The organism is Micromonospora sp. RP3T (assembly GCF_003027925.1).
Lineage (GTDB): Bacteria > Actinomycetota > Actinomycetes > Mycobacteriales > Micromonosporaceae > Micromonospora.
Window position 1 is genome coordinate 29,579 of sequence record NZ_PYPS01000006.1, and the last position, 23,251, is coordinate 52,829.

A 23,251-nucleotide genomic window follows, 5' to 3' on the forward strand; every position below is an offset into this window, starting at 1 on the left:
CGGCCCGCGCAGGGATCAAGCCTGACCGCCCGGAGCGGGCCGGGCTGCCCGGAACCCCCACCCCCGCGCTCACGGCAGCGCCTTCAGGGAGGCCGTACCGAGCTTCTCCACCACGGCGCGCACGTGCGCGCCCGGGCGCAGCGGCACCGCGGCGGTGGCCGCGCCGGCCAGGAACACCCAGCCCTTGCGCAGCCGCACGCCGTACCGGCCGGCCAGCCGCAGGCCCTCGTCCAACGCGCGGCGCGGGTCACCGAGGATGGCGGCGGTCGAGCCGACCTGCGCCACCCGCCCGTCGATCTCCAGCAGCACACCGAGATTGTCCAGCCCGTCGGGCACCGGTGACCAGGGCCCGATCGCGAACGCGGCGGCCGAGGTGTTGTCCGCGACCACGTCCGGCAGCGAGAACGTGAAGTTCGCGTACCGGGAGTCGATCAGCTCGATCGCCGGGGCGACCGCGCGGACGGCCCGGGTGAACGCGCCGACCGGCTCACCGGGCCCGGGCAGCCGGTCCAGCAGGAACGCCACCTCCGGCTCGACCCGGGGGTGGATGAAGTCGCCGGTGTCGACCGTCCCGCCGTCCGGCACCCGCATCACGTCGGTGAGCCGGCCCCAGATCACCTCGTCCACGCCGACCTGGGCCATCTTGGCCCGGCTGGTCAGCCCCATCTTCAGCCCGACCAGCCGCTCACCGCGGTCGAGGCGGCGCTGCACCAACGCGGCCTGCACCGCGTACGCGGCGTCCACGTCGAGGCCGGTCTCGGCGGCGAGCTGCGGAATGGCGGTGGCGGAGTCGGCCGCCGCGCCCAGCTTCTCGGCGATTTCCGCGACGTCCGGCCCGATCATGAGCTGCTCTCCTTGTTCGCCAGGTCCAGCGCCACGTCCACGATCATGTCCTCCTGGCCGCCGACCATCCGGCGGCGACCCAGCTCGACCAGGATCGAGCGCACGTCCACGCCGTACTTCGCCGAGGCCCGCTCGGCGTGGCGCAAAAAGCTGGAGTAGACGCCCGCGTACCCCAGGGAGAGCGTCTCCCGGTCCACCTGGACCGGCCGGTCCTGCAACGGGCGGACCAGGTCGTCGGCGGCGTCCATCAGCGCGAACACGTCGCAGCCGTGCTTCCAGCCGTGCAGCTCGGCGACCGCCACGAACACCTCCAGCGGGGCGTTGCCGGCGCCCGCCCCCATGCCGGCCAGCGACGCGTCCACCCGCACGGTGCGCCCGGACGGCGAGCCGACCGGACCGTCGCCGAGCACGCGGCCGTGCTCGACCGCGAGCACGCTGTTCGCCACACCCAGCGACAGGTTGTGGTGCGCGTGGATGCCGATCTGCGTCTCCGGCGCCAGCACCTGCCGGTACGCGTCGACGCGCTGCGCCACGTCGGACATCAGCAGCCGGCCGCCGGAGTCGGTGACGTAGACGCAGTGCGCGCCGTACGACTCCATCAGCCTGGCCTGGGCGGCCAGCCCGGCCGGGTCGTTCAGGTGCGACATCATCAGGAACCCGGCGACGTCCATGTCGTTCTCCCGGGCCCAGGCGATGTGCTGGGCGGAGATGTCCGCCTCGGTGCAGTGGGTGGCGATCCGCACGCTCGTCACGCCGAGCGCCTTCGCCGCCTTCAGGTCGGCGATGGTGCCGATGCCTGGTAGCAGCAGCGTGGTGAGCCGGGCGTTCGTCAGCACCTCGGCGGCGGCCGAGATCCACTCCGCGTCGGAGGCCGCGCCGTGACCGTAGTTGACGCTGGAGCCGGCCAGCCCGTCGCCGTGCGCGACCTCGATGGCGGCCACCCCGGCGGCGTCGAGCGCGGCGGCGACGGTGCGGACCTGGTCGACTGTGTAGCGGTGGGCGATGGCGTGCATGCCGTCGCGCAGCGTCACGTCCTGGATGTAGAGGTCGGTCATCGCACAGCCGCCTTCCGGAGCGTGACCAGCCGCTCGGCGGTGCGCAGCGCGGCCGACGTCATGATGTCCAGGTTGCCGGCGTACGCGGGCAGGTAGTGCCCGGCGCCGGAGACCTCCAGGAACACCGAGACCTGGAGCCCGGTGACGTGCCGGCCGAGCACCGGCGCGTACGTGTCCACCGGGTCGAACTGCACCTCCTGCTTGAGCCGGTAGCCGGGCACGTACTCCTGCACGGTCTTGACCATGTCGGCCACCGAGGCGGCGATCGCGGCCCGGTCGGCGTCGGCGTCCGGGCAGAGGCAGTAGACCGTGTCCCGCATGAGCAGCGGCGGGTCGGCCGGGTTCAGCACGATGATCGCCTTGCCGCGTTCGGCGCCGCCGACCACCTCGATGGCCCGCGCGGTGGTCTCGGTGAACTCGTCGATGTTGGCCCGGGTGCCCGGCCCCGCCGACTTCGAGGCGATCGAGGCGACGATCTCCCCGTACGCGACCGGTGTGATCCGGCCGACCGCGTGCACGATCGGCACGGTGGCCTGCCCGCCGCAGGTGACCATGTTGACGTTCGGCTCGGTCAGGTGCTCGTCCAGGTTGACCGGCGGCACCACGTACGGGCCGAGCGCGGCCGGGGTCAGGTCGACCACGGTCCGGCCGTGGGCGCGCAGCACCTCGTCGTGGCGGCGGTGCGCGCCGGCCGAGGTGGCGTCGAAGACCAGTTCCACGTCGGCGAACTCGGGCAGCGCCACGAGGCCGTCGACGCCTTCGGCGGTGGTGGTCACGCCGAGCCGGCGGGCCCGCGCCAGCCCGTCCGAGGCCGGGTCGATGCCGGCCATCGCCACCATCCGCAGTTCGGTGCTGAGCCTGAGCACCTTGATCATCAGGTCGGTGCCGATGTTGCCCGACCCGAGCACCGCAACGCCGACGCTCATGAGTGTCCTTCCCGGGAGAAACAGGTCCGCACCGAGCCGAGCCCGGAGATCCGCGCCTCGTACGCGGCGCCGGGCGTGACCGGCACCATCGGTCCGAGCGCCCCGGACAGCACCACGTCACCGGCCTTCAGCGGGTCACCGGCGCGGGCCAGCGTGCCGGCCAGCCACGCCAGCGCGTGCAGCGGGTTGCCGAGGCAGGCCGCGCCCGCGCCGACCGAGACCGGCTCGCCGGCGTGTTCCAGCACCATGCCGCACAGCCGCAGGTCCACGTCGGCCAGCCGGCGCGGCGCGGTGCCGAGCACGAACAGCCCGCTGGACGCGTTGTCCGCGATCGTGTCCACGATGGAGATGTCCCAGCCGGCGATCCGCGAGTCGACGATCTCGATGGCCGGCAGCACGTGGTCCACGGCCCGGATCAGGTCGACGGTGGTGACCCGCTCGTCCGGCAGGTCGACGCCGAGCACGAACGCGATCTCCGCCTCCACCCGGGGCTGGAGCAGCCGGTCGATCGGCACCTCCACGCCGTCGCCGACGGCCATGTCGTCGAAGAGGATCCCGAAGTCGGGCTGGAAGACGCCGAAGCTCTCCTGCACCGCCCGCGAGGTCAGGCCGATCTTCGCGCCGACCCGGCGGTGCCCCTTGCCGAGCCGCTGCCGGGTGTAGACCTGCTGCGCCTGGTACGCGGCCTCGACGTCGCCCTCCGGCAGCAGCCGGCCGCGCAGCGGCGGGCAGGGTTTCCCCTCCTGCCGGGCCACCGCCAGTTCCCGGTTGGCGGCCTCGATGTCCACCGTCATGTCGGGCTCCTCACTCGCGGTCACGTCAGATCCACGCAGACGTTGGTCAGTTCGGAGTAGAACGCCAGCGAGTGCACGCCGCCCTCGCGGCCCACACCCGACGCCTTCACGCCGCCGAACGGGGTGCGCAGGTCGCGCAGGAACCAGGTGTTGACCCAGACGATGCCGGCGTCCAGCCGCGCCCCGGCCCGGTGCGCCCGCCCCACGTCCCGGGTCCAGACGGTCGCCGCCAGGCCGTAGTCGGTGCCGTTGGCCAGCGCGTACGCCTCGTCCTCGGAGTCGAACGGCGCGACGTGCACCACCGGTCCGAAGATCTCCTCGCGGTTGGTCCGGGCGTCCGCCCCGAGGCCGGTGAGCACGGTCGGCTGCACGTACGCGCCGCCGTCGCGGGCGTCGCCGAAACGCGGCGTGCCGCCGCCCGCGCGCACCTCGGCGCCCTCGGTACGGGCCAGCGCGTAGTGGCCGAGCACCTTGTCCCGGTGGGCGTGCGAGATCAGCGGCATGTTCACCGTGGCCTCGTCCGCCGGCCAGCCGTACGCCAGCTCGTCGGCGCGCTTCGCCAGCCGCGCGGTGAACTCCTCGAAGACCGGCCGCTGCACGTAGATCCGCTCGGTGCAGAGGCACACCTGGCCGCCGTTGGTGAAGCTGGACCGCACCGAGCCGGCGACCGCCGCGTCCAGGTCGGCGTCCGCGAAGATCAGGCCGGCGTTCTTGCCGCCCAGCTCGAAACTGACCGCCTTCACGCCGTCGGCGGCGGCCCGCATGATCGCGCTGCCGGTGGCCGACTCGCCGGTGAACGTGATCGCGTCCACGCCCGGGTGCCGGGTCAGGTGCTCGCCGGCCGAACCGGGCCCGAAGCCGTGCACCAGGTTGAACACGCCGTCCGGCACGCCGGCCGCGGCCATCACCTCGGCCAGCAGCGTGGCCGACGCCGGCGTCTCCTCGCTGGGCTTGACCACCACCGCGTTGCCGCAGGCCAGCGCCGGGGCGACCTTCCAGGTGAGCAGCAGCAGCGGCAGGTTCCACGGCACGATGACGGCGACCACGCCGACCGGCTTGCGGACCGCGTAGTTGAGCGCCCGGCCGCCGGTCGGGGTGACCGTGGTGAACGACTCGGTCGGCGCGGTCGCCACGATCTCGGCGAACGCCCGGAAGTTGGCCGCGCCGCGCGGGATGTCCAGCGTGCGGGCCTGCGAGATGGCCTTGCCGGTGTCCGCCACCTCGGCCGCCACCAGGTCGTCGAAGCGGCGCTCCAACTCGTCGGCGACCCGGCGCAGCACCTCGGCGCGTTCCCGCTCCCCCATCCGGCCCCACGGGCCGCGCAACGCGGCCCGGCCGGCGGCCACCGCGTCGTCGACCACCGACTCCGACGCCTCCACCACCTCGAAGACCGGCTCGCCGGTGACCGGGCTGCGCTTGGTGAACCGGGGGCCGGCGTCGACGAACGCGCCGCCGACGAAGTTGCGCAGCAGGCCGGGGCCGTCCGGCGCGTGCCCGGTCATCAGCCGGGGGTCCCAGCGCGTCACCGCCGCCTCCCCGACGCCGCGCCGACACCGGCGGCCAGCAGCGCCACCGCGCCGGCCGCGACCGCGCCGACGGCGGCGTACTGCCGGCGGACGCGGCGGCGCACCTGGGCGTACGGGGTGGTGGAGAACGAGACCAGCTCATACTGGGAGACGTAGCGGCCGGGCAGCGCCCGTTCCAGCGCGTGCTCGACCGTCTTGCGGGCCCGGAACACCGGCGAGGCGACCTTGTCCCGCATCTCCACGAAGTTGGCCAGCGCCATCCGGGCGATCGCCTCCGCGTCGTCCTGGCGGCGGTGCTGGAACAGCGGCAGCGCGGCGGCCCACTCGTCGTCGCACTCGTCGAGGCAGCGGTCCAACTCGACCACGTCCTCGAACGCGCAGTTCGCGCCCTGACCGTAGAACGGCACGATGGCGTGCGCGGCGTCGCCGAGCAGACCGACCCGGCCGGCCACCTGCCACGGCGTGCAGCGCACCGTGCCGAGCACGCCGACCGGATTGTGCTGGTAGTCGTCGACCAGGTTCGGCGCGAGCGGGACCAGGTCCGGGTAGTGGTCGGCGAAGAACCGCTCGATCGCGGCCGGGCTGCTCAGCGACGCGAAGCTGCGGGTGCCGTGGGTGGGCCAGAACAGCGTGCAGGTGAAGGAACGGTCCGGGTTCGGCAGCGCGATCATCATCGAGGTGCCGCGCGGCCAGATGTGCAGGGCGCCCGGGTCCAGGGCGAACTCCCCGCCGATCGGCGGGATGGTCAGCTCCTTGTAGCCGTAGTCGAGGAAGTCAAGGCTCTCGGTCAGCCCCCCGTACGCCAGCAGTTGCCCGCGCACCGCGGAGCCGGCGCCGTCCGCGCCGAGGACGACCGACGCGGTGGCGGTGACCTTGCCCTCGGGGGTCTCGAACGTCATCTCGCCGCCGACCGGGTCGAGGCCGACCAGCCGGTGGTCGAACGCGACCCGCACGCCCGGCAGCGCGGCGGCGGCGTCGAGCAGCGCGTTGTTCAGCGCGCCCCGGCTGATCGAGTTGATCGCCCGGTCGCCGGAGACGCTGTACGACTGGAACTGCGGCCCGCCCTCGACCGGGTGGATCATCCGGCCGCGCATCGGCAGCGCGTCCGCCATCACCTGCTCGTCCAGGCCGATCCGGCGCAGCGCGTCCAGGCCGCGCTCGGAGAGCGCCAGGTTGATCGAGCGCCCGCGCTCGACGGTGCCGGTGCGCGGGTCCCCCCGCCGCTCGTAGAGCGCCACCGGGTAGCCGCGCCGGGCCAGGAAGCAGGCCAGCAGGCAGCCGGCCAGCCCGGCGCCGACCACTGCGATCTCGTCGCGTTCCGTGCTCATGAGGCGGCCTCCACGGTCGCGGCCAGCGCGTCGGCGACCCGCCAGCAGTCGTGGTACGTCGAGTAGAGCGGCACCGGCGCGAACCGGACCACGTCCGGCTCCCGGGCGTCGGCGATCACGCCGTGCTCGTGCCGCAGCCGCTTGGTCAGCTCGCTCGCACTACCCGAGGAGATCCGCACCGAGAGCTGGCAGCCCCGGCGGGCCGGGTCGCGCGGTGTGATGACGGTCAGCGGCCGGCCGGGCGTCACCTCGTCGAGCAGCCGTTCCAGCCAGCCGGTGAGCCGCAGGCTACGCTCCCGCAACGCGGGCATGCCGACGGCGTCGAACAGCGCCAGCGAGGTGCGTACCGGGCCCATCGCCAGGATCGGCGGGTTGGAGATCTGCCACGCCTCCACGGTGGCCGGCGGGCGGGACACCGGCGTCATCTCGAACCGGGTGGCCGCCTCGGTGCTCCACCAGCCCTCGAACCGGGGCAGCGACGCGTCGCCGAGGTGGCGTTCGTGGACGAAGACGCCGGCCAGCGCGCCCGGACCGGAGTTGAGATATTTGTAGGAGCACCAGGCGGCGAAGTCGACGTCCCAGTCGTGCAGCGCCAGCGGCACGTTGCCGGCCGCGTGCGCCAGGTCCCAACCGACGACCGCGCCGGCGGCCCGCCCGGCGGCGGTGATCGCCGGGATGTCCATCAGCTCGCCGGTGAGGTAGTTGACGCCGCCGAGCAGCAGCAACGCCACCGTGTGCCCCTCGGCCGCCAGGAAGTCGGTGACGTCGGACGTGCGCAGGGTGTCCGCACCGGGGCGCGGCTTCAACCGCACCACCGTGGCGTCCGGGTCCAGGCCGTGGAACCGGGCCTGGCTGCGCACCGCGTAGCTGTCCGACGGGAACGCGCTGTCCTCGATGACGATCCTCGTGCGTTCCCCGGCGGGCCGGTAGAAGCTCACCATCAGCAGGTGCAGGTCCACCGTGAGCGAGTTCATCACCACGGTCTCCGTGGGCAGCGCGCCGACCAGTCGCGCGGCCGGCGCGGTCAACAACTCGTGGTACGACAGCCAGGGCCGCTCCGCCTCCAGGTGCCCCTCCACGCCCAGCCGACGCCAGGCGTCCAGGTCGGCGACGAGTTCGTCCCGGGTGGCCCGGGGTTGCAGGCCCAGCGAGTTGCCGGCCAGGTACGCCACGTCGGGGTGCCGCCCGCCCTCGGCCGGCGGCACGTGGAACAGGTGCCGGTGGCCGGGGTCGGCGGCGTCGAGCCGGTGGGCTTCGCTCTCGGGGGTGATCATCGTGTGTTCTCCGGTCACATCGCGGTACGGGCCGACCACAGCTCCGGGAAGACCACCCGGGCCATGCTGCGCTGCAACCATGCCAGGCCGGCCGAGCCGCCGCTGCCGACCTTCGCGCCCATGGTGCGCTGCACCGCCTTGACGTGGTTCCACCGCCAGTCGCCGAACTGCTCGGCCACCTCGGTGAGCGCGTCGCCGAGCAGGCGCAGGTGGTTGTCCGGACCACCGTCGCCGTAGACGCGCACCCAGGCCGCCTCGACCGCCGGGTGCGACTCGTGCTCGACCGCGACGTCCCGCTCCAGCAGCTCGGCCGGCAGCGGGAAGCCGCGGCGGGCGAGCAGCGCCATCACGTCGTCCCAGAGGCTCGGCGTGGCCAGCGCGGCGGTCAGCTCGGCGTGCACGTCGGTCTGCCGGCGGAACGGGCGGATCAGCGCCGGGTCCCGCAGGCCGAGCAGGAACTCCAGTTGGCGGTACATCGCGGACTGGAAGCCCGAACCCTCGCCCAGCCGGTCCCGGAACCGGTTGAAGTCGGCCGGCGTCATCCAGCGCAGCCCCTGCCAGGCGGCGTTGAGCCCCTCCAGGTGCAGCGCGGCGCGGCGCAGCGGCGGCAGCGCCTCCCAGATCCGGTTGGCCCGCAGCTCGCGCTGGGCGTGCCGCAGCTCGTGACAGGTCAGCTTGAAGTACAGCTCCATGATCTGGCTGACCATCAGGAAGGACATCTCGCCCGGGTCGTCGCTGAGCGGCTGCTGGAGCTGGTGCAGCGTGCTGGCGTGCACGTACGCGTCGTACGGCACGCGCTCGGCGAACTCCAGCGTCGGCTCGCCTCCGTTGCGCGCCGCTCGGGCCGCCCGCTGCTGCGGGGTGGCCGGGCGCACCGCCGTCGTGTGTTCCACCGTCATCTCCGTCCGTGCGCGGGGTAATCGCCATGATCTCGCCGGTACGCGGGCCGAGGGAATGCCGGTTCAACGGCGGTATGGTGGTCTGACCTCACGAGCCGAAAGCATCTCGGGTCTCCGACTTCACGGAAGAAAGGCCGCCGCGTGGACGACATGGACTGGGCGCTGCTCCGGGAGCTCCAGGCCGACGCCCGGCTGTCGTTCAGCGAGCTGTCCCGCCGGGTGCACCTGTCCCCGCCGGCCGTCGCCGAGCGGGTCCGGCGGCTGGAGGAGTCCGGGGTGATCACCGGCTACCACGCCCACGTGGACCTGGCCCGGGCCGGGCGGACCGTGCTGGCGCTGATCCGGATGTCCTGTTACGGCTCCCGCTGCATCCTCAACGACCCGACGGTGACGCGGTGGCCGGAGATCATGGAGATCCACCGGATCACCGGCGACGCGTGCAGCATGCTCAAGGTCGCCGCCGCCTCGATGGGCGAGTTCGAGGCCGTCATCGACCGCCTGGCCCCCTACGGCCAGCCCTCCAGCACCATGGTCCTGTCCACGCCCCTGTCCTGGCACCCGGTGGTGAAAGGCGGGGCCCCCGGTTAACGCCTCCGGTAGCGGAAGGGGCCCCGGTTAACTCCCCGGCCGGCCGGGAAGGCAGCCCCCGCTGCCCGTCAGCAGGATTCCGGTGCGCCGTCGCACCGGGAGGGGGGAATCATGCCAGGGCTCCTGTCACATCGCGCGCTGTCATCCGTACTGGGCCTGCTCGGCCTGGTCGCGGCGTTCGTCCTCACCACGGCCGTACCGGCCCGGGCCGGGGAGAGTGTCTTCATCGAGGTGACGCCGAACAGCGTCCAGGCGGGCTCGCGGGTGAACCTCCGGGCCGGCTGCGACGCCAACAACAACCGCCAGGCCCAGGTCACCTCGGACGCGTTCGGCCGGGTGACGCTGCGGTCGAACAACGGCTTCCTCACCGGCTCGGTCACCGTGCCCGGCAACAAGGCGCCCGGCGACTACCCGGTGAACCTGGACTGCGCCAACGGCAACACCGCCTCGACCATGCTCACCGTGCTGAACATGTCGCAGCCGAGCAAGGGGCCCGCGACCGGCGGCGGGGGCACCGCGGCCAGCGGTCGGGGCACCGGCTCGCTGCTGCTGGTCGGAGGGCTCGCGGCGGTGGCCGTGATCGCCGGCGTGAGCGCCCGCCGCAAGCCCGGCGGCCGCGTCTGACGGGACGCGGCCATGGCCCGCTCACCACGCCGCGCCCGCCGCGGCCGGACCCGCCCCGCCGCCGACCGGCCGGACCGGACCGGGCGGCTGCGGGCCGCGCTCCGCGTGACGTCCCGGGCCGCGCGCCGGTTCGCCCACGCCGCCGGGCACGCGTTCTCGGCCAGCGTCGCCACCGCCGACCCGCACGTCCGCCCGGTCGCGGCCCGCACCACCACGCCCACCACCCGCCGGTACGCCCCGACGCCCGGCCCCGGCGTCCCGGTGCTGGTGGTGGCCGGGCTGATGGTGCTGATCGTGGCGATGCTCGGCGTGGAGCGGGTGACCGGCGCGAGCGTGCTGCCGGACCGGATCGTCGCCGGCCTGCGACCAGCGCCGAAGAAGTTCCCGGTGCTGCCGGCCAGCCCGCCGACCGACCTGACCATCGGCAAGCTGAACCTGCGTGCCCCGGTGCACCGGGTGGGCATCGCGCCGGACGGCAGCATCGCGGTGCCGGACGTCAGCCGGGCCGGCGAGGTCGGCTGGTACGACCAGGGCCCGACCCCCGGCCAGTACGGCCCGGCGGTGCTCGTGGGTCACGTCGACACCACCACCGGCCCGGCCGTCTTCCACGGGCTGCGGGAGCTCGACGACGGTGACCGGATCGAGGTGACCCGCCAGGACCGGTCGGTGGCGGTCTTCGAGGTGACCTCGATCGAGCGGTACGGCAAGGAGAAGCTGCCGGTGCAGGAGGTCTACGGCGACTTCAGCCGCCCCAACCTGCGGCTGATCACCTGCGGTGGTCGCTGGGTGGGCGGCGCGACCGGGTACGCCGACAACCTGGTCGTCTACGCGTCGCTGGTGCAGGCGCGCTGAGCGGCCGGTCAGGCCGCCTCGGGCTCCGGCTCGCGCAGGTCGAGCCAGTCGGCCCAGCGCGGGTCGGGGGCGCGGTGCCCCAGCACCCGCCAGGCGCTGCCCTTCGGCGCCGCCGGCAGGTGGTGCAGCCGCCAGCCCAACTCGGCGGGCGTCTTGTCGCCCTTGGTGTGGTTGCAACGCGCGCAGGCCGCCACCACGTTCTCCCAGGCGTGCCGGCCGCCCCGGCTACGCGGGAAGACGTGGTCGATGGTCTCCGCAGGCCCGCGACAGTAGGCGCACCGCCACCCGTCCCGGGCGAAGATCCCCCGGCGGGAGAGGCCCACCTGGGTGCGGTAGGGCACCCGGACGTAGCGGGTCAGCCGTACCACGGAGGGCACCGGGAGCGCGTTGCGCGCGCTGTGCAGGATGCCCTCGCCGTCGGCCACGCAGACCGCCTTGGCGGAGAGGACGAGGATGGCGGCCCGACGCACCGACACGACGCACAGGGGCTCGTAGGTGGCGTTGAGAACGAGTGCACCGGAGCCCGCCGTGGGTCGTATGTCAGGCATCGCGCTCACCCTCCCGGTCCAGCCCTCCCGCCGCCACCACGCCGAGACCGCCCCGCGCACTGCGCGGAACGGCCCCGGCGCCGGCCGGATCACCGACGTCCGTTGGGCCAATAGTCCCTGATCGCGCCCCGGATTGCACGCACTAATCCGGGGTACCCGCTGGGAGGCTGACCCCGGCGTGCCAAGATGGCCGGTTCCAGCCGGGATGATCGCCGCCCCCGGGCCGCCCCGTCGGGGCGGGTCCGTGCGGTCCGTGCGCCGCCGGTGCGGTACGAATTTCCGGTGAATGTCTCCGACCTGATCACCGCCGTGCTGTCCGCCGTCTCCGACCGGCGCCCGGACTGCCAGGGCAGCAGTTCCTGCGAGTGGGTGTACCGGGCCACCAACTCCGCCTGGTTCGCCGAGAGCAGCTACTGGATCCTGCTGAAGCCGCTGCGGATCGCGCTGATCCTGCTGCTGGCCGTCGCCGCCCGCTGGGCGGTGCACCGCACCATCAACCGGCTGGTGCGTACCACCACCCAGGGCTCGGTGCCGACCATGCTCCGGCCGCTGCGCGAGCGGATCCCCAGCGCCACCCTCGACCCGGAGCAGTTCGTGCCGGAACGCCGGCGGCAGCGCGCCGAGGCGATCGGGTCGGTGCTGCGCAGCATGGTCACCGCGTTCGTCTTCGGCATCGCGCTGCTGATGGTGCTCAAGGAGTTCAGCTTCGACCTGGCGCCGCTGCTGGCCAGCGCCGGCATCGCCGGCGTGGCGCTCGGCTTCGGCGCGCAGAGCCTGGTCAAGGACCTGATCGCCGGCCTGTTCATGCTGATCGAGGACCAGTACGGGGTGGGTGACACGGTCGACCTCGGCGAGGCGACGGGCGTGGTGGAGGCGGTGGGCCTGCGGGTCACCACGGTCCGCGACGGCCGGGGCGTGCTCTGGTACATCCGCAACGGGGAGATCATCCGGGTCGGCAACAAGAGCCAGGGCTGGGCGCTGGTCGTGGTGGACCTGCCGATCGGCTTCGCCGGCACCGAGGAGGCCACCGCGGTGCTGCGGACCGCGGCGGCGTCGGTGGCGCTGGACCCGGAGCTGGCCCCACAGGTCGTGGAGCAGCCGGAGGTGCTCGGCGTGGAGCAGATGACCGTCGACGGCGCGGTGATCCGCACCGTGGTCAAGACCACCGCCGACGGACAGTTCGCGGTCGGCCGTGAGCTGCGCCGCCGACTCGCGGAGGCGCTGGAGAACTCCGGGATCACCGCCCGGATCGCCGCCGCCCGGCTCTATCCCGGGCTGCCGCCGCAGCCGCCGGCACCGCTCCGGCCGGAGGGAACCGGCACCGGCGGGACCGCCTGAGGGCCGGCGCGGACGACCGATTTCCGGGGGTCGCGCCTCGCGCGGCCCCTCGGGTATCGTCCGTTCGTTCAGTCGGAGATGCGACGATCAATCCGTTCGCCCTAGTCAGTTGTCAGACGATCGGGCAGAATCCGGTGAACACGCTCCCCCGGGGAGTGTGTCGTGTCCTCGCCGATCGGTTGATCTGACGACGGTTCCCGGTCGGGCCATCACAAGTGGCCGGCTCGGAACGATGGAGGCGACGGTGTCCGACCAGCGACCCGCCGAGGAGAGTCCGGCCACCTTCCGTGACGTGTTCGGCCAGTCGGAGTTCCGCGCGCTGTTCGCCGCCAACGTCCTGTCCTGGGTCGGCGACTACCTCGCCAAGGCCGCGGTCACCGTGCTCGTGCTGCGCGAGACCCAGTCGGTCGCGCTCTCCGCCGCCGCCTTCGCGGCCAGCTACCTGCCCTGGCTGATCGGCGGCCCGCTGCTCTCGGCGCTCGCCGAACGGCACCGCTACCGCCGGGTCATGGTGCTCTGCGATCTGATCCGGATGGCGCTGATGGTGCTGGTCGCCATGCCGTTCATGCCGGCCTGGTCGATTCTCGGCCTGATCTTCCTGGCGACGCTTGCCAACCCGCCGAGCCAGGCGGCGCGCTCGGCGCTGCTGCCGCACGTCCTCACCGGCGACCGGCTGGTGGTGGGCCTCGCCGCCTCGACCAGTGCGGCGCAGGCCGCCCAGGTCGTCGGCTACCTCGCCGGGGCGACCATCGCGGTGCTGAATCCGAGCACCGCGTTGCTGCTCAACGCGGGCACGTTCGCGCTGTCGGCCGCGCTGGTCCGGTTCGGCCTGCGCGACCGCGCCCCGTCGATGACCGAGGCGCACCGCAGTCACCTGCTGCGGGAGACCGCGCAGGGCTTCCGCATCGTCTTCGAGCGGCCGGTGCTGCGCGCCATCGCGGTGCTGGTGTTCAGCGCCATGCTCTTCTCGATCGTGCCCGAGGGGCTGGCCGCAGGTTGGGCCGCCGAACGCACCGACGGCGGCATGGACACCGGCACCGCCCAGGCGGTCATCATGGCCGCCAACCCGGTCGGCTACGTCGTCGGCGGACTGCTGATCGGCCGGCTCGCCACGCCGGCCCGCCGGCTGGCCCTGATGCCGCCGCTGGCGGTCCTCGCGCCGGCGGTGCTCGTCCCCTCACTCCTCGATCCGCCACCGGTGGTGGTGGCCCTGCTGGCCGCCGCGTGCGGCTTCGCGGTCGGGGGCATCGTCCCGGTCGCCAACGGCCTCTTCGTGCAGGCGCTGCCGGACGGCTACCGGGCGCGGGCGTTCGGCGTGATGGCCAGCGGCACGCAGATCCTGCAGGGCGTCTCGGTGCTGGCCACCGGCGCGCTCGCCGAGCGGTTCACCATTCCGACAGTGGTCGGGGTGTGGAGCGCGGCCGGGGTGCTGCTCATGGTCGTCGCGGCGGTCACCTGGCCCCGCCCGGCGACGATCGGGGCGGCCGTCGACGCCGCCCGCGCCGAGTCGGCCGCCGGGAACGGACCCACGGCGGCCCGGGAGCCGGCCGGGGGCGACCGGGGGCTGGAGCGAGCCCGGCACCGGCACGCGGTGACGTGACCTCCGCCGCCCGGCGGGCGGGCGCGGCCACCGGGTCGCGCCTGGCAGGATGGGAGCGTGACTTCCCCAGGCGAGTCGATGACGCTGTTCGAGGCGATCGGCGGTGAACCCGCCTTCCGCAAGCTGGTGGACGAGTTCTACGCCGGCGTCGCCGACGACCCGCTGCTGCGGCCGATGTACCCGGAGGAGGACCTCGGCCCGGCGGCGGACCGGCTGACCCTGTTCCTGATCCAGTACTGGGGCGGCCCGCGCACTTACTCGGACCAGCGCGGGCACCCACGGTTGCGGATGCGGCACGCCCCGTTCCGGATCGGCGCCGCCGAACGCGACGCCTGGCTGCGCCACATGCGGCACGCGGTGGACACGCTGGACCTGCCGCCGCAGCTCGCCGTCGCGCTCTGGGACTACCTGGAGCGGGCCGCGTACTTCATGGTGAACGTGGCGGACGACCCGGCCGCCGGCTGACCGGCGCCGCCCGGCGGCTCGGGCTCAGAGCAGGGCGCCCTCGTCGTGCAGCCAGTCGACGAACGTGGTGGCCACCGCGGCGCCGCAGTCGAGCATCTCGACCAGCAGCGCGTCGTGGGTGCCGGCGCCGAGCGGCACCTGCAGCTCGGCGTAGATCGGGAGCTGGCCACGCTCGGTCGGGTCGCCGATGTACGCCTTGCAGAACCGTCGGGTGTGGTTCCACTCGTTCACCACCCGGTAGGCCCGGTCGGCCCAGTCCGGCGGCACCGTCGCGTGTGGACGGGCCCGCATCACGAGGATCTCGTCCTCCGGCCCTTCCAGCGCGACCAGCACGGCGTGCCGCTCCCACATGGCCAGCAGGTTGCCGTCACCGTCGGCCAGGTAACGCACGTCGAGCAGGTCGAGCGCGTCACAGACCCGGCTCAGCGTGACCGGGGCGACAGTGGCCGGCATGTCCGCGATGACCGGCCGCTCGGGCGCCGCCGCGTCGTCGTCCGGCCGGCGTGGGGTCGGTGGCCCGACCCGGACGTTGTCGTCCACTGTGGTCCCGCTTCGGGTTTCCGGCTCGCCGCCACCGGCGGGACCGGGGCGCCATGACCACCACGGCATCGCTCGCGCACCTCACTCCCCAGCGGATCCAGCCGCCTACGGTGCGTTGGATCCGAGGATGGACGGTACCCGGACAGCCGGCAGGAGGCATCCCCCCACCGGCCGCCCCAGCCCGGAAGAATGATGCCGGGTCATCCGTTCGGATGAACCCGGGTAGGCGTGAGTGCAAGGTCCGCGACCGTCCGCGACCACGCCGCCCCGTACGGCCCGACCAGCCCGACCCAGTGACCGGCCACCCGCACCTGAACGTCGCCGGCACCGGTGCCGAGGAAGCCGAGCCGCACCACGCCCTGCACCAGCCGCTGCGACACCTCCACCGGCGCGCTGGGCGCGCCGTCCGGGGTCACCACCACCGCGACGTGGTCCAGCAGCGCGTCCCGCAGCACCCGCTGGCCGACCGCCCGGCCCGCCACCCCGTGGGTGGCCGCCTCGCGCAGCGTCCCGGCCGCCGCGTCCGCGATCCGGCGCAGCTCCGCGCCGGGCAGCAGCTCGACCGGGCGGCTGACCGGTGGCGGCAGCGGCCAGCGCCAGCCGTCGTCGCGTCGCCGCGGTAGCGCCGTGCCTCCGGCGGAGAGTTCGGCCAACAGGTCCGCGGCGGCGACCGTGACGTCGCCGGGCGCGTCCCCGGGCACGGTACGCACCACGAGCACCCCCCAGGGCAGGCGGGCCCAGAGGGCGGTACGGCCGACGCCGGGCACCGGACGGAGCCGGACCAGGACGGCCGGGTCGAGCCGGACCAGCCGGGCGAGGAACGCGCCGGCGTCGGCCACCCCGGTCAACCCGTGCCCGCCCGTCGTCCCGGTCATCCGGTCAGCCCGGGGGCGTGGCGGAGCAGGAACACCCGCTCGTCGGCGGAGATCCGGCGCGGGCGCTGGGTGGACAGGTCGAACGGGACCAGCACCGACCGGGCGGTGCCGGCCAGCGTGTCGCCGTCGTACAGCTCGTACGCGACCGAGAAGGAGGCGGCCCGGATCTCGTCGACCCAGAGCTCGATCCGCACCGTCGGCGCGGCCTCCGCGCTGGCCCGGCCGAGCGCGTAGTCGACCGGGCGCAGGTAGTCGACCTCGTGCCGGCGGATGACCACCCCGTCGGCGAACGAGTCGACGCCCCACGCCCGGCCGCCGGCGAACATCATCGCCACCCGGGCCTCCTCGTAGAGCGTGAGGAAGCGGGCGTTGTTGACGTGGCCGTACGCGTCCAGGTCGGACCAGCGCAGCGCGCAGTGGTAGACGAACCGGTCAGTCACGGGTGAGCTTGCGGTAGGTCACCCGGTGCGGCCGGGCCGCGTCGGCGCCCAGGCGGTCGATCTTGTTCTTCTCGTACGCCTCGAAGTTGCCCTCGAACCAGAACCACCTGGCCGGGTTCGTGTCGTCGCCCTCCCAGGCCAGGATGTGCGTGGCGACCCGGTCCAGGAACATCCGGTCGTGGGAGATGACCACGGCGCAGCCGGGGAACTCCAGCAGCGCGTTCTCCAGGCTGGAGAGCGTCTCCACGTCCAGGTCGTTGGTCGGCTCGTCGAGCAGGATGACGTTGCCGCCGATCTTCAGCGTCAACGCCAGGTTGAGCCGGTTGCGCTCGCCGCCGGAGAGCACCTTGGTCGGCTTCTGCTGGTCCGGCCCCTTGAAGCCGAACGCCGCGATGTACGCCCGGGACGGCATCTCGACCTTGCCCACCATGAGGTGGTCCAGCCCGTCGGAGACGACCTCCCAGACGGTCTTGTCCCCGTCGAGGCCCTGCCGGTTCTGGTCGACGTACGACAACTGCACGGTGGGGCCGACCTTGACCTCGCCGCCGGTCGGCTGCTCCAGCCCGACGATGGTCTTGAACAGCGTGGTCTTGCCGACGCCGTTCGGCCCGATGATGCCGACGATGCCGTTGCGCGGCAGCGAGAACGACAGGTTGTCGATCAGCACCCGGTCGCCGAAGCCCTTGGTCAGGCCCTGCGCCTCGATGACGGTGCTGCCCAGGCGCGGGCCCGGCGGGATCTGGATCTCCTCGAAGTCCAGCTTCCGGGTCTTCTCCGCCTCGGCGGCCATCTCGTCGTACCGGTCGAGGCGGGCCTTGGACTTGGTCTGCCGCGCCTTGGCGTTCGACCGGACCCACTCCAGCTCGTCGGAGAGGCGCTTGCGCATCTTGGCGTCGCGGCGACCCTCGACGGAGAGCCGGGCGGCCTTCTTCTCCAGATAGGTGGAGTAGTTGCCCTCGTAGGGGTAGGCCCGGCCGCGGTCCAGCTCCAGGATCCAGTTGGCCACGTTGTCCAGGAAGTACCGGTCGTGGGTGATGGCCAGGACGGTGCCGGCGTACTTGGCCAGGTGCTGCTCCAGCCACTGCACGCTCTCCGCGTCCAGGTGGTTGGTGGGCTCGTCGAGCAGCAGCAGGTCGGGCGCCTCCAGCAGCAGCTTGCACAGCGCCACCCGGCGGCGCTCACCGCCGGAGAGCTGGGTCACGTCGGCGTCCGGCGGCGGGCAGCGCAGCGCGTCCATGGCCAGTTCGAGCTTGGAGTCGATGTCCCAGGCGTCGGCGGCGTCCAGGTCCTCCTGGAGCTTGCCCATCTCCTCCATCAGCTCGTCGGAGTAGTCCGTCGCCATCTGCTCGGCGATCTTGTTGAACCGCTCCAGCTTGGCCTTGGTCTCGGCGACCGCCTCCTCGACGTTGCCCAGGACGGTCTTGGCGTCGTTCAGCGGCGGCTCCTGCGCCAGCATGCCGACGGAGAAGCCGGGCATGAGCCGGGCCTCGCCGTTGCTCGGCCGGTCGAGCCCTGCCATGATCTTGAGCAGGCTGGACTTACCGGCGCCGTTCGGACCGACCACACCGATTTTGACACCCGGCAGGAAGTTCAGCGTCACGTTGTCCAGCACGACCTTGTCGCCGTGCGCCTTGCGTGCCTTCTCCAGGACGTAGATGAACTGAGCCACGGTGCGGGCTACCTCCGTCGGTTGCGATCGCGGGCTTGCGGGGCGCGGGGCGCGGGCTTCGACTCCGCCCGCCGCCGCCGGCCGGGAGCCGGCCGTGCGCACGCCGTCGTCAATCCTGACAGGTACGGGCGGCCGCGCCCACATCACCCCACCCCAGCCCTGGTACGGCGTGGCCCGTTGCAGCCCTCGATACTACTCACTAGCCTTTTCAGTATGACCAAGAAGATCGCGATCAGCGTCCCGGACGACGTCGCGGCGCGACTGGCGGAGGAACCCAACGTCTCCGCCTTCGTCACGGAGAGCGTGCGGCAGCGGATGGCCGGGGAACGCACCCGTCGGGCCCTGCGACAGGTCGGCTTCCGACTCGCCGACGACCGGCTGGCCGAGGCGGGACGCACGCTCGACGAGGCCCAGGCAGCGATCACGCCGGAGCTGCGCGCCCGGGCGGCGGCGCTGCTGAGCGAGTCGTCCCGTGGACGGTTGACCGCCGGTGGCTGACCCCGGGCTGGTGCTCGACACCGCGTGCCTGCTGGCATATTCCGAGGGCGCCGAGACGGTCGGCGAGCAGATCGTCCAGGTGGCGGACCGAGGGCAGTACGTGATCGTGCCCGCGCTCTGCCTGGCCGAGGCGTACCGCCGGGTGAACACCGACGGCTGGCGCCTTCTGGACATTCTCGGCGACCTCGACCAGGCGGTCGTCGCGCCGGTCGCGCACGACACGTGCATGTTCCTCGGTGGCTGGTCGCGCACCTTGGGCAGCATGGACCTGGCCCAGACGGCGCTGGAGGCCGCTCGGGCCACCACACCGATCATAACGGATCGGCGGGAGCTGCTCGGCGAGGTGCTGCCGAAGGAATGGCCGGTCATCGACCTGTGAGCCGGGTGTCGACAAGATCACGGGCAGGGTTCGGCGGTTCCGGGGGCGGGTAGTGGACTCCGGCACGGGGGATCAGACGCCGCAGCTACGCTCAGTACGCTCATCGCGGTGGACCCGTCAGTACCCGGAGGTGGCCGATCGTGACCGTCCGTAGCTCCTTTGTCGTAGTGGCCAACCGACTGCCGGTCGACGAGGTGAGCACACCCGAGGGACGGCAGTGGCGGCGCAGCCCCGGCGGCCTGGTGACCGCGCTGCACCCGGTGCTCGCCGAGCACCAGGGCACCTGGGTCGGGTGGGCCGGCGGCACCGGCGCCGCGCCCGAGCCGTTCGACCTGGAGGGCATCCGGCTGCACCCGGTGCCGCTGAGCGCCGAGGAGCTGGAGCGCTACTACGAGGGCCAGTCCAACGCGACGATCTGGCCGCTCTACCACGACGCCGTCGAGACGCCCGCCTACAAGCGGCGCTGGCGCGAGGCGTACCGCCTGGTGAACGCCCGGTTCGCGGAGGCCGCGGCGGACGTGGCGGCCGAGGGCGCCACGGTCTGGGTCCAGGACTACCAGCTCCAACTCGTCCCGGCGATGCTGCGCGAGCTGCGCCCCGACCTGAAGATCGGGTTCTTCCTGCACATCCCGTTCCCGCCGATCGAGCTGTTCATGCAGATGCCGTTCCGCGCCGAGATCCTGCGCGGCCTGCTCGGCGCCGACCTGGTCGGTTTCCAGCAGCGGCTGGCGGCGCAGAACTTCGTCCGGCTGGCCCGGCACCTGCTCGGCCTGCGCTACGAGGGGCAGATGATCCAGGTCGACGGCCGGCAGGTGAAGGCCGGCGCGTTCCCCATCTCGATCGAGACCAGGGAGATGGAACGGCTGGCCGAGGACCCGACGATCCAGGCCCGGGCCAAGCAGATCCGCGAGGAGCTGGGCAACCCCAAGACGATCATCCTGGGCGTCGACCGGCTCGACTACACCAAGGGCATCGAGCTCCGACTCAAGGCCTTCCGGGAACTCCTTGCTGACGGAAAGTTGACAGTTCCGGACGCGGTTATGGTGCAGGTCGCCACGCCCAGCCGCGAGCGCGTGGAGCACTACCAGGCACTTCGGGTGAAGGTGGAACGCGAGGTTGGCCGGATCAATGGTGAATTCGGCCGGGTCGGCGTGCCTGCTGTTCATTATCTGCATCAGTCGTACAGTCGCTCCGAGTTGGCGGCGATGTACGTGGCCGCCGACGTGATGATGGTGACCCCGCTGCGAGACGGAATGAATCTGGTGGCCAAGGAGTACGTCGCATCGCGCGCCGACCAGGGCGGCGCGCTCGTGCTCAGTGAGTTCGCCGGCGCCGCCACCGAGCTGCGCCAGGCGTTCCTGTGTAATCCGCACGACCCGGACGCGGTGAAGGACGCGTTGCTCCGGGCCGTGCACGTCGAAAAGCCCGAAGCCCGCCGCCGGATGCGCGTCATGCAGCGCCATCTGCGCAGCCACGATGTCGGCCACTGGGCCAAGTCGTTCCTCAGCGAGCTCGGTGTCCCCGATACGGAGGCTGCGTGACCCCGCCCGCTGCCGCCACCTCCTCCGGTGGCGTGCTCGACCCGGAACTGCGTGCCGCGATCGGCCGCATCGCCCGGACTCCCCAACTCCTGATCGCCTGCGACTACGACGGCACACTGGCGCCGATCGTCGAGGATCCGACCAGGGCCGTACCGCTGCCCGAGTCGGTGGCCGCGATCCGGGCGCTGGCCTCGCTGCCGCAGACCAGCGTCGCGGTGGTCTCCGGGCGCGCGCTGCGCGACCTGGCCACCCTCTCCCGGCTGCCGAGTGAGGTGCACCTCGTCGGCAGCCACGGCTCCGAGTTCGACATCGGCTTCGTCGAGCGGCTCAGCCCGGAGCTGATCGCGGTCCGACACCGGCTCCGCCAGGAACTGCGCGAGATCGCCTCGGCCCACCCGGGCGTCCGGCTGGAACGCAAGCCGGCCAGCGTCGCCGTACACACCCGGGGGGTCGACCCGCAGGTCGCCGCCGCCGCCGTGGACGCGGTCCGCAGCGGCCCCGCCACCTGGGACGGCGTCACCGTCACCCAGGGCAAGGAGGTCATCGAGCTGTCGGTGGTGGCCACCCACAAGGGCACCGCGGTCGACCAGCTCCGGACCCAGCTCGCGGCCGGAGCGGTGCTCTTCATCGGCGACGACGTCACCGACGAGAACGCGTTCGGCAACCTGCACGGGCCGGACGTCGGCATCAAGATCGGCCCCGGCGACACCCAGGCCGACTACCGGGTGGCCGAGCCGATCGAGGCGGCCCGCGCGCTCGGCCTGCTGCTGGAGACCCGGCGGCACTGGCTCTTCGGGGAGCGGGCGGTGCCGATCGAGCGGCACTCGATGCTCGCCAACGGGCGTACGGTCGCGCTCGTCACACCGGAAGCCAAGATCACCTGGCTGTGCCACCCGAAGCCGGACTCGGCGGCGATCTTCGCCGACCTGGTGGGTGGCAGCCCGGCCGGGCACTTCACCATCGGCCCGGAGCGCGGCGGCATCCCGCTGGGCCAGCGCTACCGCAGCAACACCATGACGGTGGAGACCCGCTGGTCCGGCCTGACCGTCACCGACTGGCTGGACCTGCCGGTCCGGGAGACCACGCCGGACGACCCGGCCGTGGTCAGCGGCGACTCGACCCTCGTCCGGGTGCTCAGCGGCACCGGGCGGGCCCGCGTCGAGTTCGCCCCGCGCCCCGAGTTCGGGCAGGTCGCGGTGCAGCTCCAGCCGCTCGACGACGGGCTGCTGGTGCTCGGCTCCAACGAGCCGGTCGCGCTGCACTCCCCCGGCGTCGAGTGGGAGGTCACCAACGACGCCGGGTACGAGACCGCGAAGGCGGTGGTGGACCTCTCCGCCGCCGGCGGGCAGGTGGTGCTGGAGCTGCGCTTCGGCACGCAGAGCCTGGAGCCGCACCGGGTGCCGGTGCACGAGCGGCAGGCCGCCGCCGAGCAGCCCTGGAAGGACTGGGTGGCCTCGCTGCGGCTGCCCACCACCGCCCGGGACCTGGTCGCCCGCAGCGCGCTCACCCTGCGCGGTCTCACCCACGAGCCGACCGGTTCGATCCTCGCCGCGGCGACCACCTCGCTCCCCGAGGAGCTGGGCGGCGTCCGCAACTGGGACTACCGCTACTGCTGGCTGCGGGACGCGGCGATGACCGCGCGGTCACTCGTCGACCTCGGCTCCACCGAGGAGGCCGAAGGGCTGCTGCGCTGGATCGACGGCGTGGTGGAGCGCACCGGCGGGCACCCGGAGCGGCTGCACCCGCTCTACACCGTCGACGGCTACGAGTTGGGCGCCGAGGCGGTCATCGACACGCTGCCCGGCTACGCCGGCTCCCGGCCGGTACGGGTCGGCAACCTGGCCAACCACCAGCTCCAGCTCGACGTCTTCGGCCCGGTGGCGGACCTGATCGCCGCGGTGGCCGACGCCCGGGGCTCGGTCCGCGACGACGAGTGGCGGGTGCTGGAGAACATGGTCGAGGCGGTCCGCCGCCGCTGGCACGAGCCCGACCACGGCATCTGGGAGGCCCGCCTCCCACCCCGGCACCACGTGTTCTCCAAGGTCATGCTCTGGATGACAGTCGACCGGGCGCTGCACGTGGTGCGGCAGCACGGCGGCCAGGACCGGCCGGAGTGGGTCGACCTGCGCGACCGGATCGGGGCCAACGTGCTGGACGAGGGCTGGCACCCGGAGGCCGAGGCGTACAGCGTCGCGTACGGGCACGACGAGATGGACGCCTCGTCGCTCTGGATCGGCCTGTCCGGGCTGCTCCCCGGCGACGACCCGCGGTTCCTCTCCACCGTGCTCAAGATCGAGGCGGACCTGCGCAGTGGCCCGGTGGTCTACCGCTACCACTGGGACGACGGCCTGCCCGGCCGGGAGGGCGGCTTCCACATCTGCACGGCGTGGCTGATCGAGGCGTACCTGCGCACCGGCCGCCGCACCGACGCCGAGGAGCTGTTCACCCAGATGATCGACACGGCCGGTCCCACCGGCCTGCTCCCCGAGCAGTACGACCCGCTGGCCGAACGGGGCCTGGGCAACCACCCGCAGGCGTACAGCCACCTCGGCCTGATCCGCTGCGCCCTGCTCCTGGACAACATGCTCAAGCAGTAACCCGACCACGCTGACGCGGCCCGGGACCCCACGGTCCCGGGCCGCCCCACAT

23 protein-coding genes are annotated in these 23,251 nt (G+C 72.9%); 10 read left to right on the top strand and 13 right to left on the bottom strand.

Annotated features, from left to right (window positions below; translation table 11 throughout):
* Positions 1 to 69: 69 nt before the first annotated feature.
* The 8 genes from C8054_RS07070 to C8054_RS07105 are packed head-to-tail and all read right to left on the bottom strand — an operon-like array spanning position 70 to position 8,645.
* Positions 70 to 843 carry a 2-keto-4-pentenoate hydratase gene (locus tag C8054_RS07070; protein WP_107155927.1) on the bottom strand — a complete coding sequence of 258 codons (774 nt, stop codon included), beginning with the start codon at positions 841 to 843 and terminating at the stop codon, positions 70 to 72.
* On the bottom strand, positions 840 to 1,898 hold the full coding sequence (gene dmpG / locus C8054_RS07075) for a 4-hydroxy-2-oxovalerate aldolase (protein WP_107155928.1): 1,059 nt from the start codon (positions 1,896 to 1,898) through the stop codon (positions 840 to 842). The genes C8054_RS07070 and dmpG overlap by 4 nt, the downstream gene beginning before the upstream one ends.
* On the bottom strand, positions 1,895 to 2,824 hold the full coding sequence (locus C8054_RS07080; RefSeq protein ID WP_107155929.1) for an acetaldehyde dehydrogenase (acetylating): 930 nt from the start codon (positions 2,822 to 2,824) through the stop codon (positions 1,895 to 1,897). Before C8054_RS07080 ends, dmpG begins: the two co-directional genes overlap by 4 nt.
* Positions 2,821 to 3,618: a 2-keto-4-pentenoate hydratase gene (locus C8054_RS07085; RefSeq protein ID WP_107156072.1), complete on the bottom strand. Its 798-nt coding sequence runs from the start codon at positions 3,616 to 3,618 to the stop codon at positions 2,821 to 2,823. Before C8054_RS07085 ends, C8054_RS07080 begins: the two co-directional genes overlap by 4 nt.
* A gap of 20 nt (positions 3,619 to 3,638) precedes the next feature.
* Positions 3,639 to 5,120 carry a 2-hydroxymuconic semialdehyde dehydrogenase gene (locus C8054_RS07090; RefSeq protein WP_107156073.1) on the bottom strand — a complete coding sequence of 494 codons (1,482 nt, stop codon included), beginning with the start codon at positions 5,118 to 5,120 and terminating at the stop codon, positions 3,639 to 3,641.
* Positions 5,121 to 5,140: 20 nt separating this feature from the next.
* Positions 5,141 to 6,472 (bottom strand): NAD(P)/FAD-dependent oxidoreductase, encoded by a 1,332-nt coding sequence (locus tag C8054_RS07095; RefSeq protein ID WP_107155930.1) that lies wholly within the window; start codon positions 6,470 to 6,472, stop codon positions 5,141 to 5,143.
* Positions 6,469 to 7,746 carry a kynureninase gene (gene kynU / locus C8054_RS07100; RefSeq protein ID WP_107156074.1) on the bottom strand — a complete coding sequence of 426 codons (1,278 nt, stop codon included), beginning with the start codon at positions 7,744 to 7,746 and terminating at the stop codon, positions 6,469 to 6,471. Before kynU ends, C8054_RS07095 begins: the two co-directional genes overlap by 4 nt.
* Positions 7,747 to 7,760: 14 nt before the next feature.
* Positions 7,761 to 8,645 carry a tryptophan 2,3-dioxygenase gene (locus tag C8054_RS07105; RefSeq protein WP_107155931.1) on the bottom strand — a complete coding sequence of 295 codons (885 nt, stop codon included), beginning with the start codon at positions 8,643 to 8,645 and terminating at the stop codon, positions 7,761 to 7,763.
* Positions 8,646 to 8,786: 141 nt separating this feature from the next.
* On the opposite strand from C8054_RS07105, the gene C8054_RS07110 reads away from it, so the two are divergent.
* From C8054_RS07110 to C8054_RS07120, 3 genes are all read left to right on the top strand, one after another.
* The gene (locus C8054_RS07110; RefSeq protein ID WP_107155932.1) at positions 8,787 to 9,233 is read left to right on the top strand and encodes an Lrp/AsnC family transcriptional regulator; all 447 of its coding nucleotides are present in this window, start codon (positions 8,787 to 8,789) and stop codon (positions 9,231 to 9,233) included.
* A gap of 111 nt (positions 9,234 to 9,344) precedes the next feature.
* A complete protein-coding gene (locus tag C8054_RS07115) occupies positions 9,345 to 9,857 on the top strand; it encodes a hypothetical protein (RefSeq protein WP_107155933.1) in 513 nt (170 codons plus the stop codon).
* Between the two features lie 87 nt (positions 9,858 to 9,944).
* The gene (locus C8054_RS07120) at positions 9,945 to 10,709 is read left to right on the top strand and encodes a class F sortase (protein WP_233219531.1); all 765 of its coding nucleotides are present in this window, start codon (positions 9,945 to 9,947) and stop codon (positions 10,707 to 10,709) included.
* An 8-nt stretch (positions 10,710 to 10,717) separates the two neighbouring features.
* Here C8054_RS07120 and C8054_RS07125 read toward each other — a convergent pair whose 3' ends face one another.
* Positions 10,718 to 11,257: an HNH endonuclease gene (locus C8054_RS07125; protein WP_107156075.1), complete on the bottom strand. Its 540-nt coding sequence runs from the start codon at positions 11,255 to 11,257 to the stop codon at positions 10,718 to 10,720.
* Positions 11,258 to 11,566: 309 nt separating this feature from the next.
* Here C8054_RS07125 and C8054_RS07130 point away from each other — a divergent pair, with 309 nt between their 5' ends.
* From C8054_RS07130 to C8054_RS07140, 3 genes are all read left to right on the top strand, one after another.
* A complete protein-coding gene (locus C8054_RS07130; protein ID WP_233219532.1) occupies positions 11,567 to 12,595 on the top strand; it encodes a mechanosensitive ion channel family protein in 1,029 nt (342 codons plus the stop codon).
* Between the two features lie 232 nt (positions 12,596 to 12,827).
* Positions 12,828 to 14,195: an MFS transporter gene (locus C8054_RS07135; RefSeq protein ID WP_199199587.1), complete on the top strand. Its 1,368-nt coding sequence runs from the start codon at positions 12,828 to 12,830 to the stop codon at positions 14,193 to 14,195.
* Between the two features lie 78 nt (positions 14,196 to 14,273).
* A complete protein-coding gene (locus C8054_RS07140; protein ID WP_107155936.1) occupies positions 14,274 to 14,660 on the top strand; it encodes a globin in 387 nt (128 codons plus the stop codon).
* Between the two features lie 24 nt (positions 14,661 to 14,684).
* Here C8054_RS07140 and C8054_RS07145 read toward each other — a convergent pair whose 3' ends face one another.
* The 4 genes from C8054_RS07145 to ettA all read right to left on the bottom strand — a co-directional run bounded on the left by C8054_RS07145 (position 14,685) and on the right by ettA (position 18,184).
* Positions 14,685 to 15,269 carry a YbjN domain-containing protein gene (locus tag C8054_RS07145; protein WP_107155937.1) on the bottom strand — a complete coding sequence of 195 codons (585 nt, stop codon included), beginning with the start codon at positions 15,267 to 15,269 and terminating at the stop codon, positions 14,685 to 14,687.
* Positions 15,270 to 15,400: 131 nt separating this feature from the next.
* On the bottom strand, positions 15,401 to 16,075 hold the full coding sequence (locus C8054_RS07150; RefSeq protein WP_107155938.1) for a hypothetical protein: 675 nt from the start codon (positions 16,073 to 16,075) through the stop codon (positions 15,401 to 15,403).
* Complete coding sequence (locus tag C8054_RS07155) at positions 16,072 to 16,515, bottom strand: thioesterase family protein (protein ID WP_107155939.1); 444 nt, start codon at positions 16,513 to 16,515, stop codon at positions 16,072 to 16,074. Before C8054_RS07155 ends, C8054_RS07150 begins: the two co-directional genes overlap by 4 nt.
* Positions 16,508 to 18,184: an energy-dependent translational throttle protein EttA gene (gene ettA / locus C8054_RS07160; protein WP_107155940.1), complete on the bottom strand. Its 1,677-nt coding sequence runs from the start codon at positions 18,182 to 18,184 to the stop codon at positions 16,508 to 16,510. Before ettA ends, C8054_RS07155 begins: the two co-directional genes overlap by 8 nt.
* Positions 18,185 to 18,397: 213 nt before the next feature.
* Between ettA and C8054_RS07165 the strand changes: the two genes are divergently transcribed.
* The 4 genes from C8054_RS07165 (at position 18,398) to otsB (ending at position 23,199) form a co-directional block, all read left to right on the top strand.
* Positions 18,398 to 18,682: a hypothetical protein gene (locus C8054_RS07165; RefSeq protein WP_107155941.1), complete on the top strand. Its 285-nt coding sequence runs from the start codon at positions 18,398 to 18,400 to the stop codon at positions 18,680 to 18,682.
* Positions 18,675 to 19,061: a hypothetical protein gene (locus C8054_RS07170; RefSeq protein ID WP_107155942.1), complete on the top strand. Its 387-nt coding sequence runs from the start codon at positions 18,675 to 18,677 to the stop codon at positions 19,059 to 19,061. The genes C8054_RS07165 and C8054_RS07170 overlap by 8 nt, the downstream gene beginning before the upstream one ends.
* Before the next feature lie 140 nt (positions 19,062 to 19,201).
* Entirely contained in the window at positions 19,202 to 20,602 is a 1,401-nt protein-coding gene (locus tag C8054_RS07175) for a trehalose-6-phosphate synthase (protein ID WP_107155943.1), read from the top strand.
* Entirely contained in the window at positions 20,599 to 23,199 is a 2,601-nt protein-coding gene (gene otsB / locus C8054_RS07180) for a trehalose-phosphatase (protein ID WP_107155944.1), read from the top strand. Before C8054_RS07175 ends, otsB begins: the two co-directional genes overlap by 4 nt.
* Positions 23,200 to 23,251: the final 52 nt, after the last annotated feature.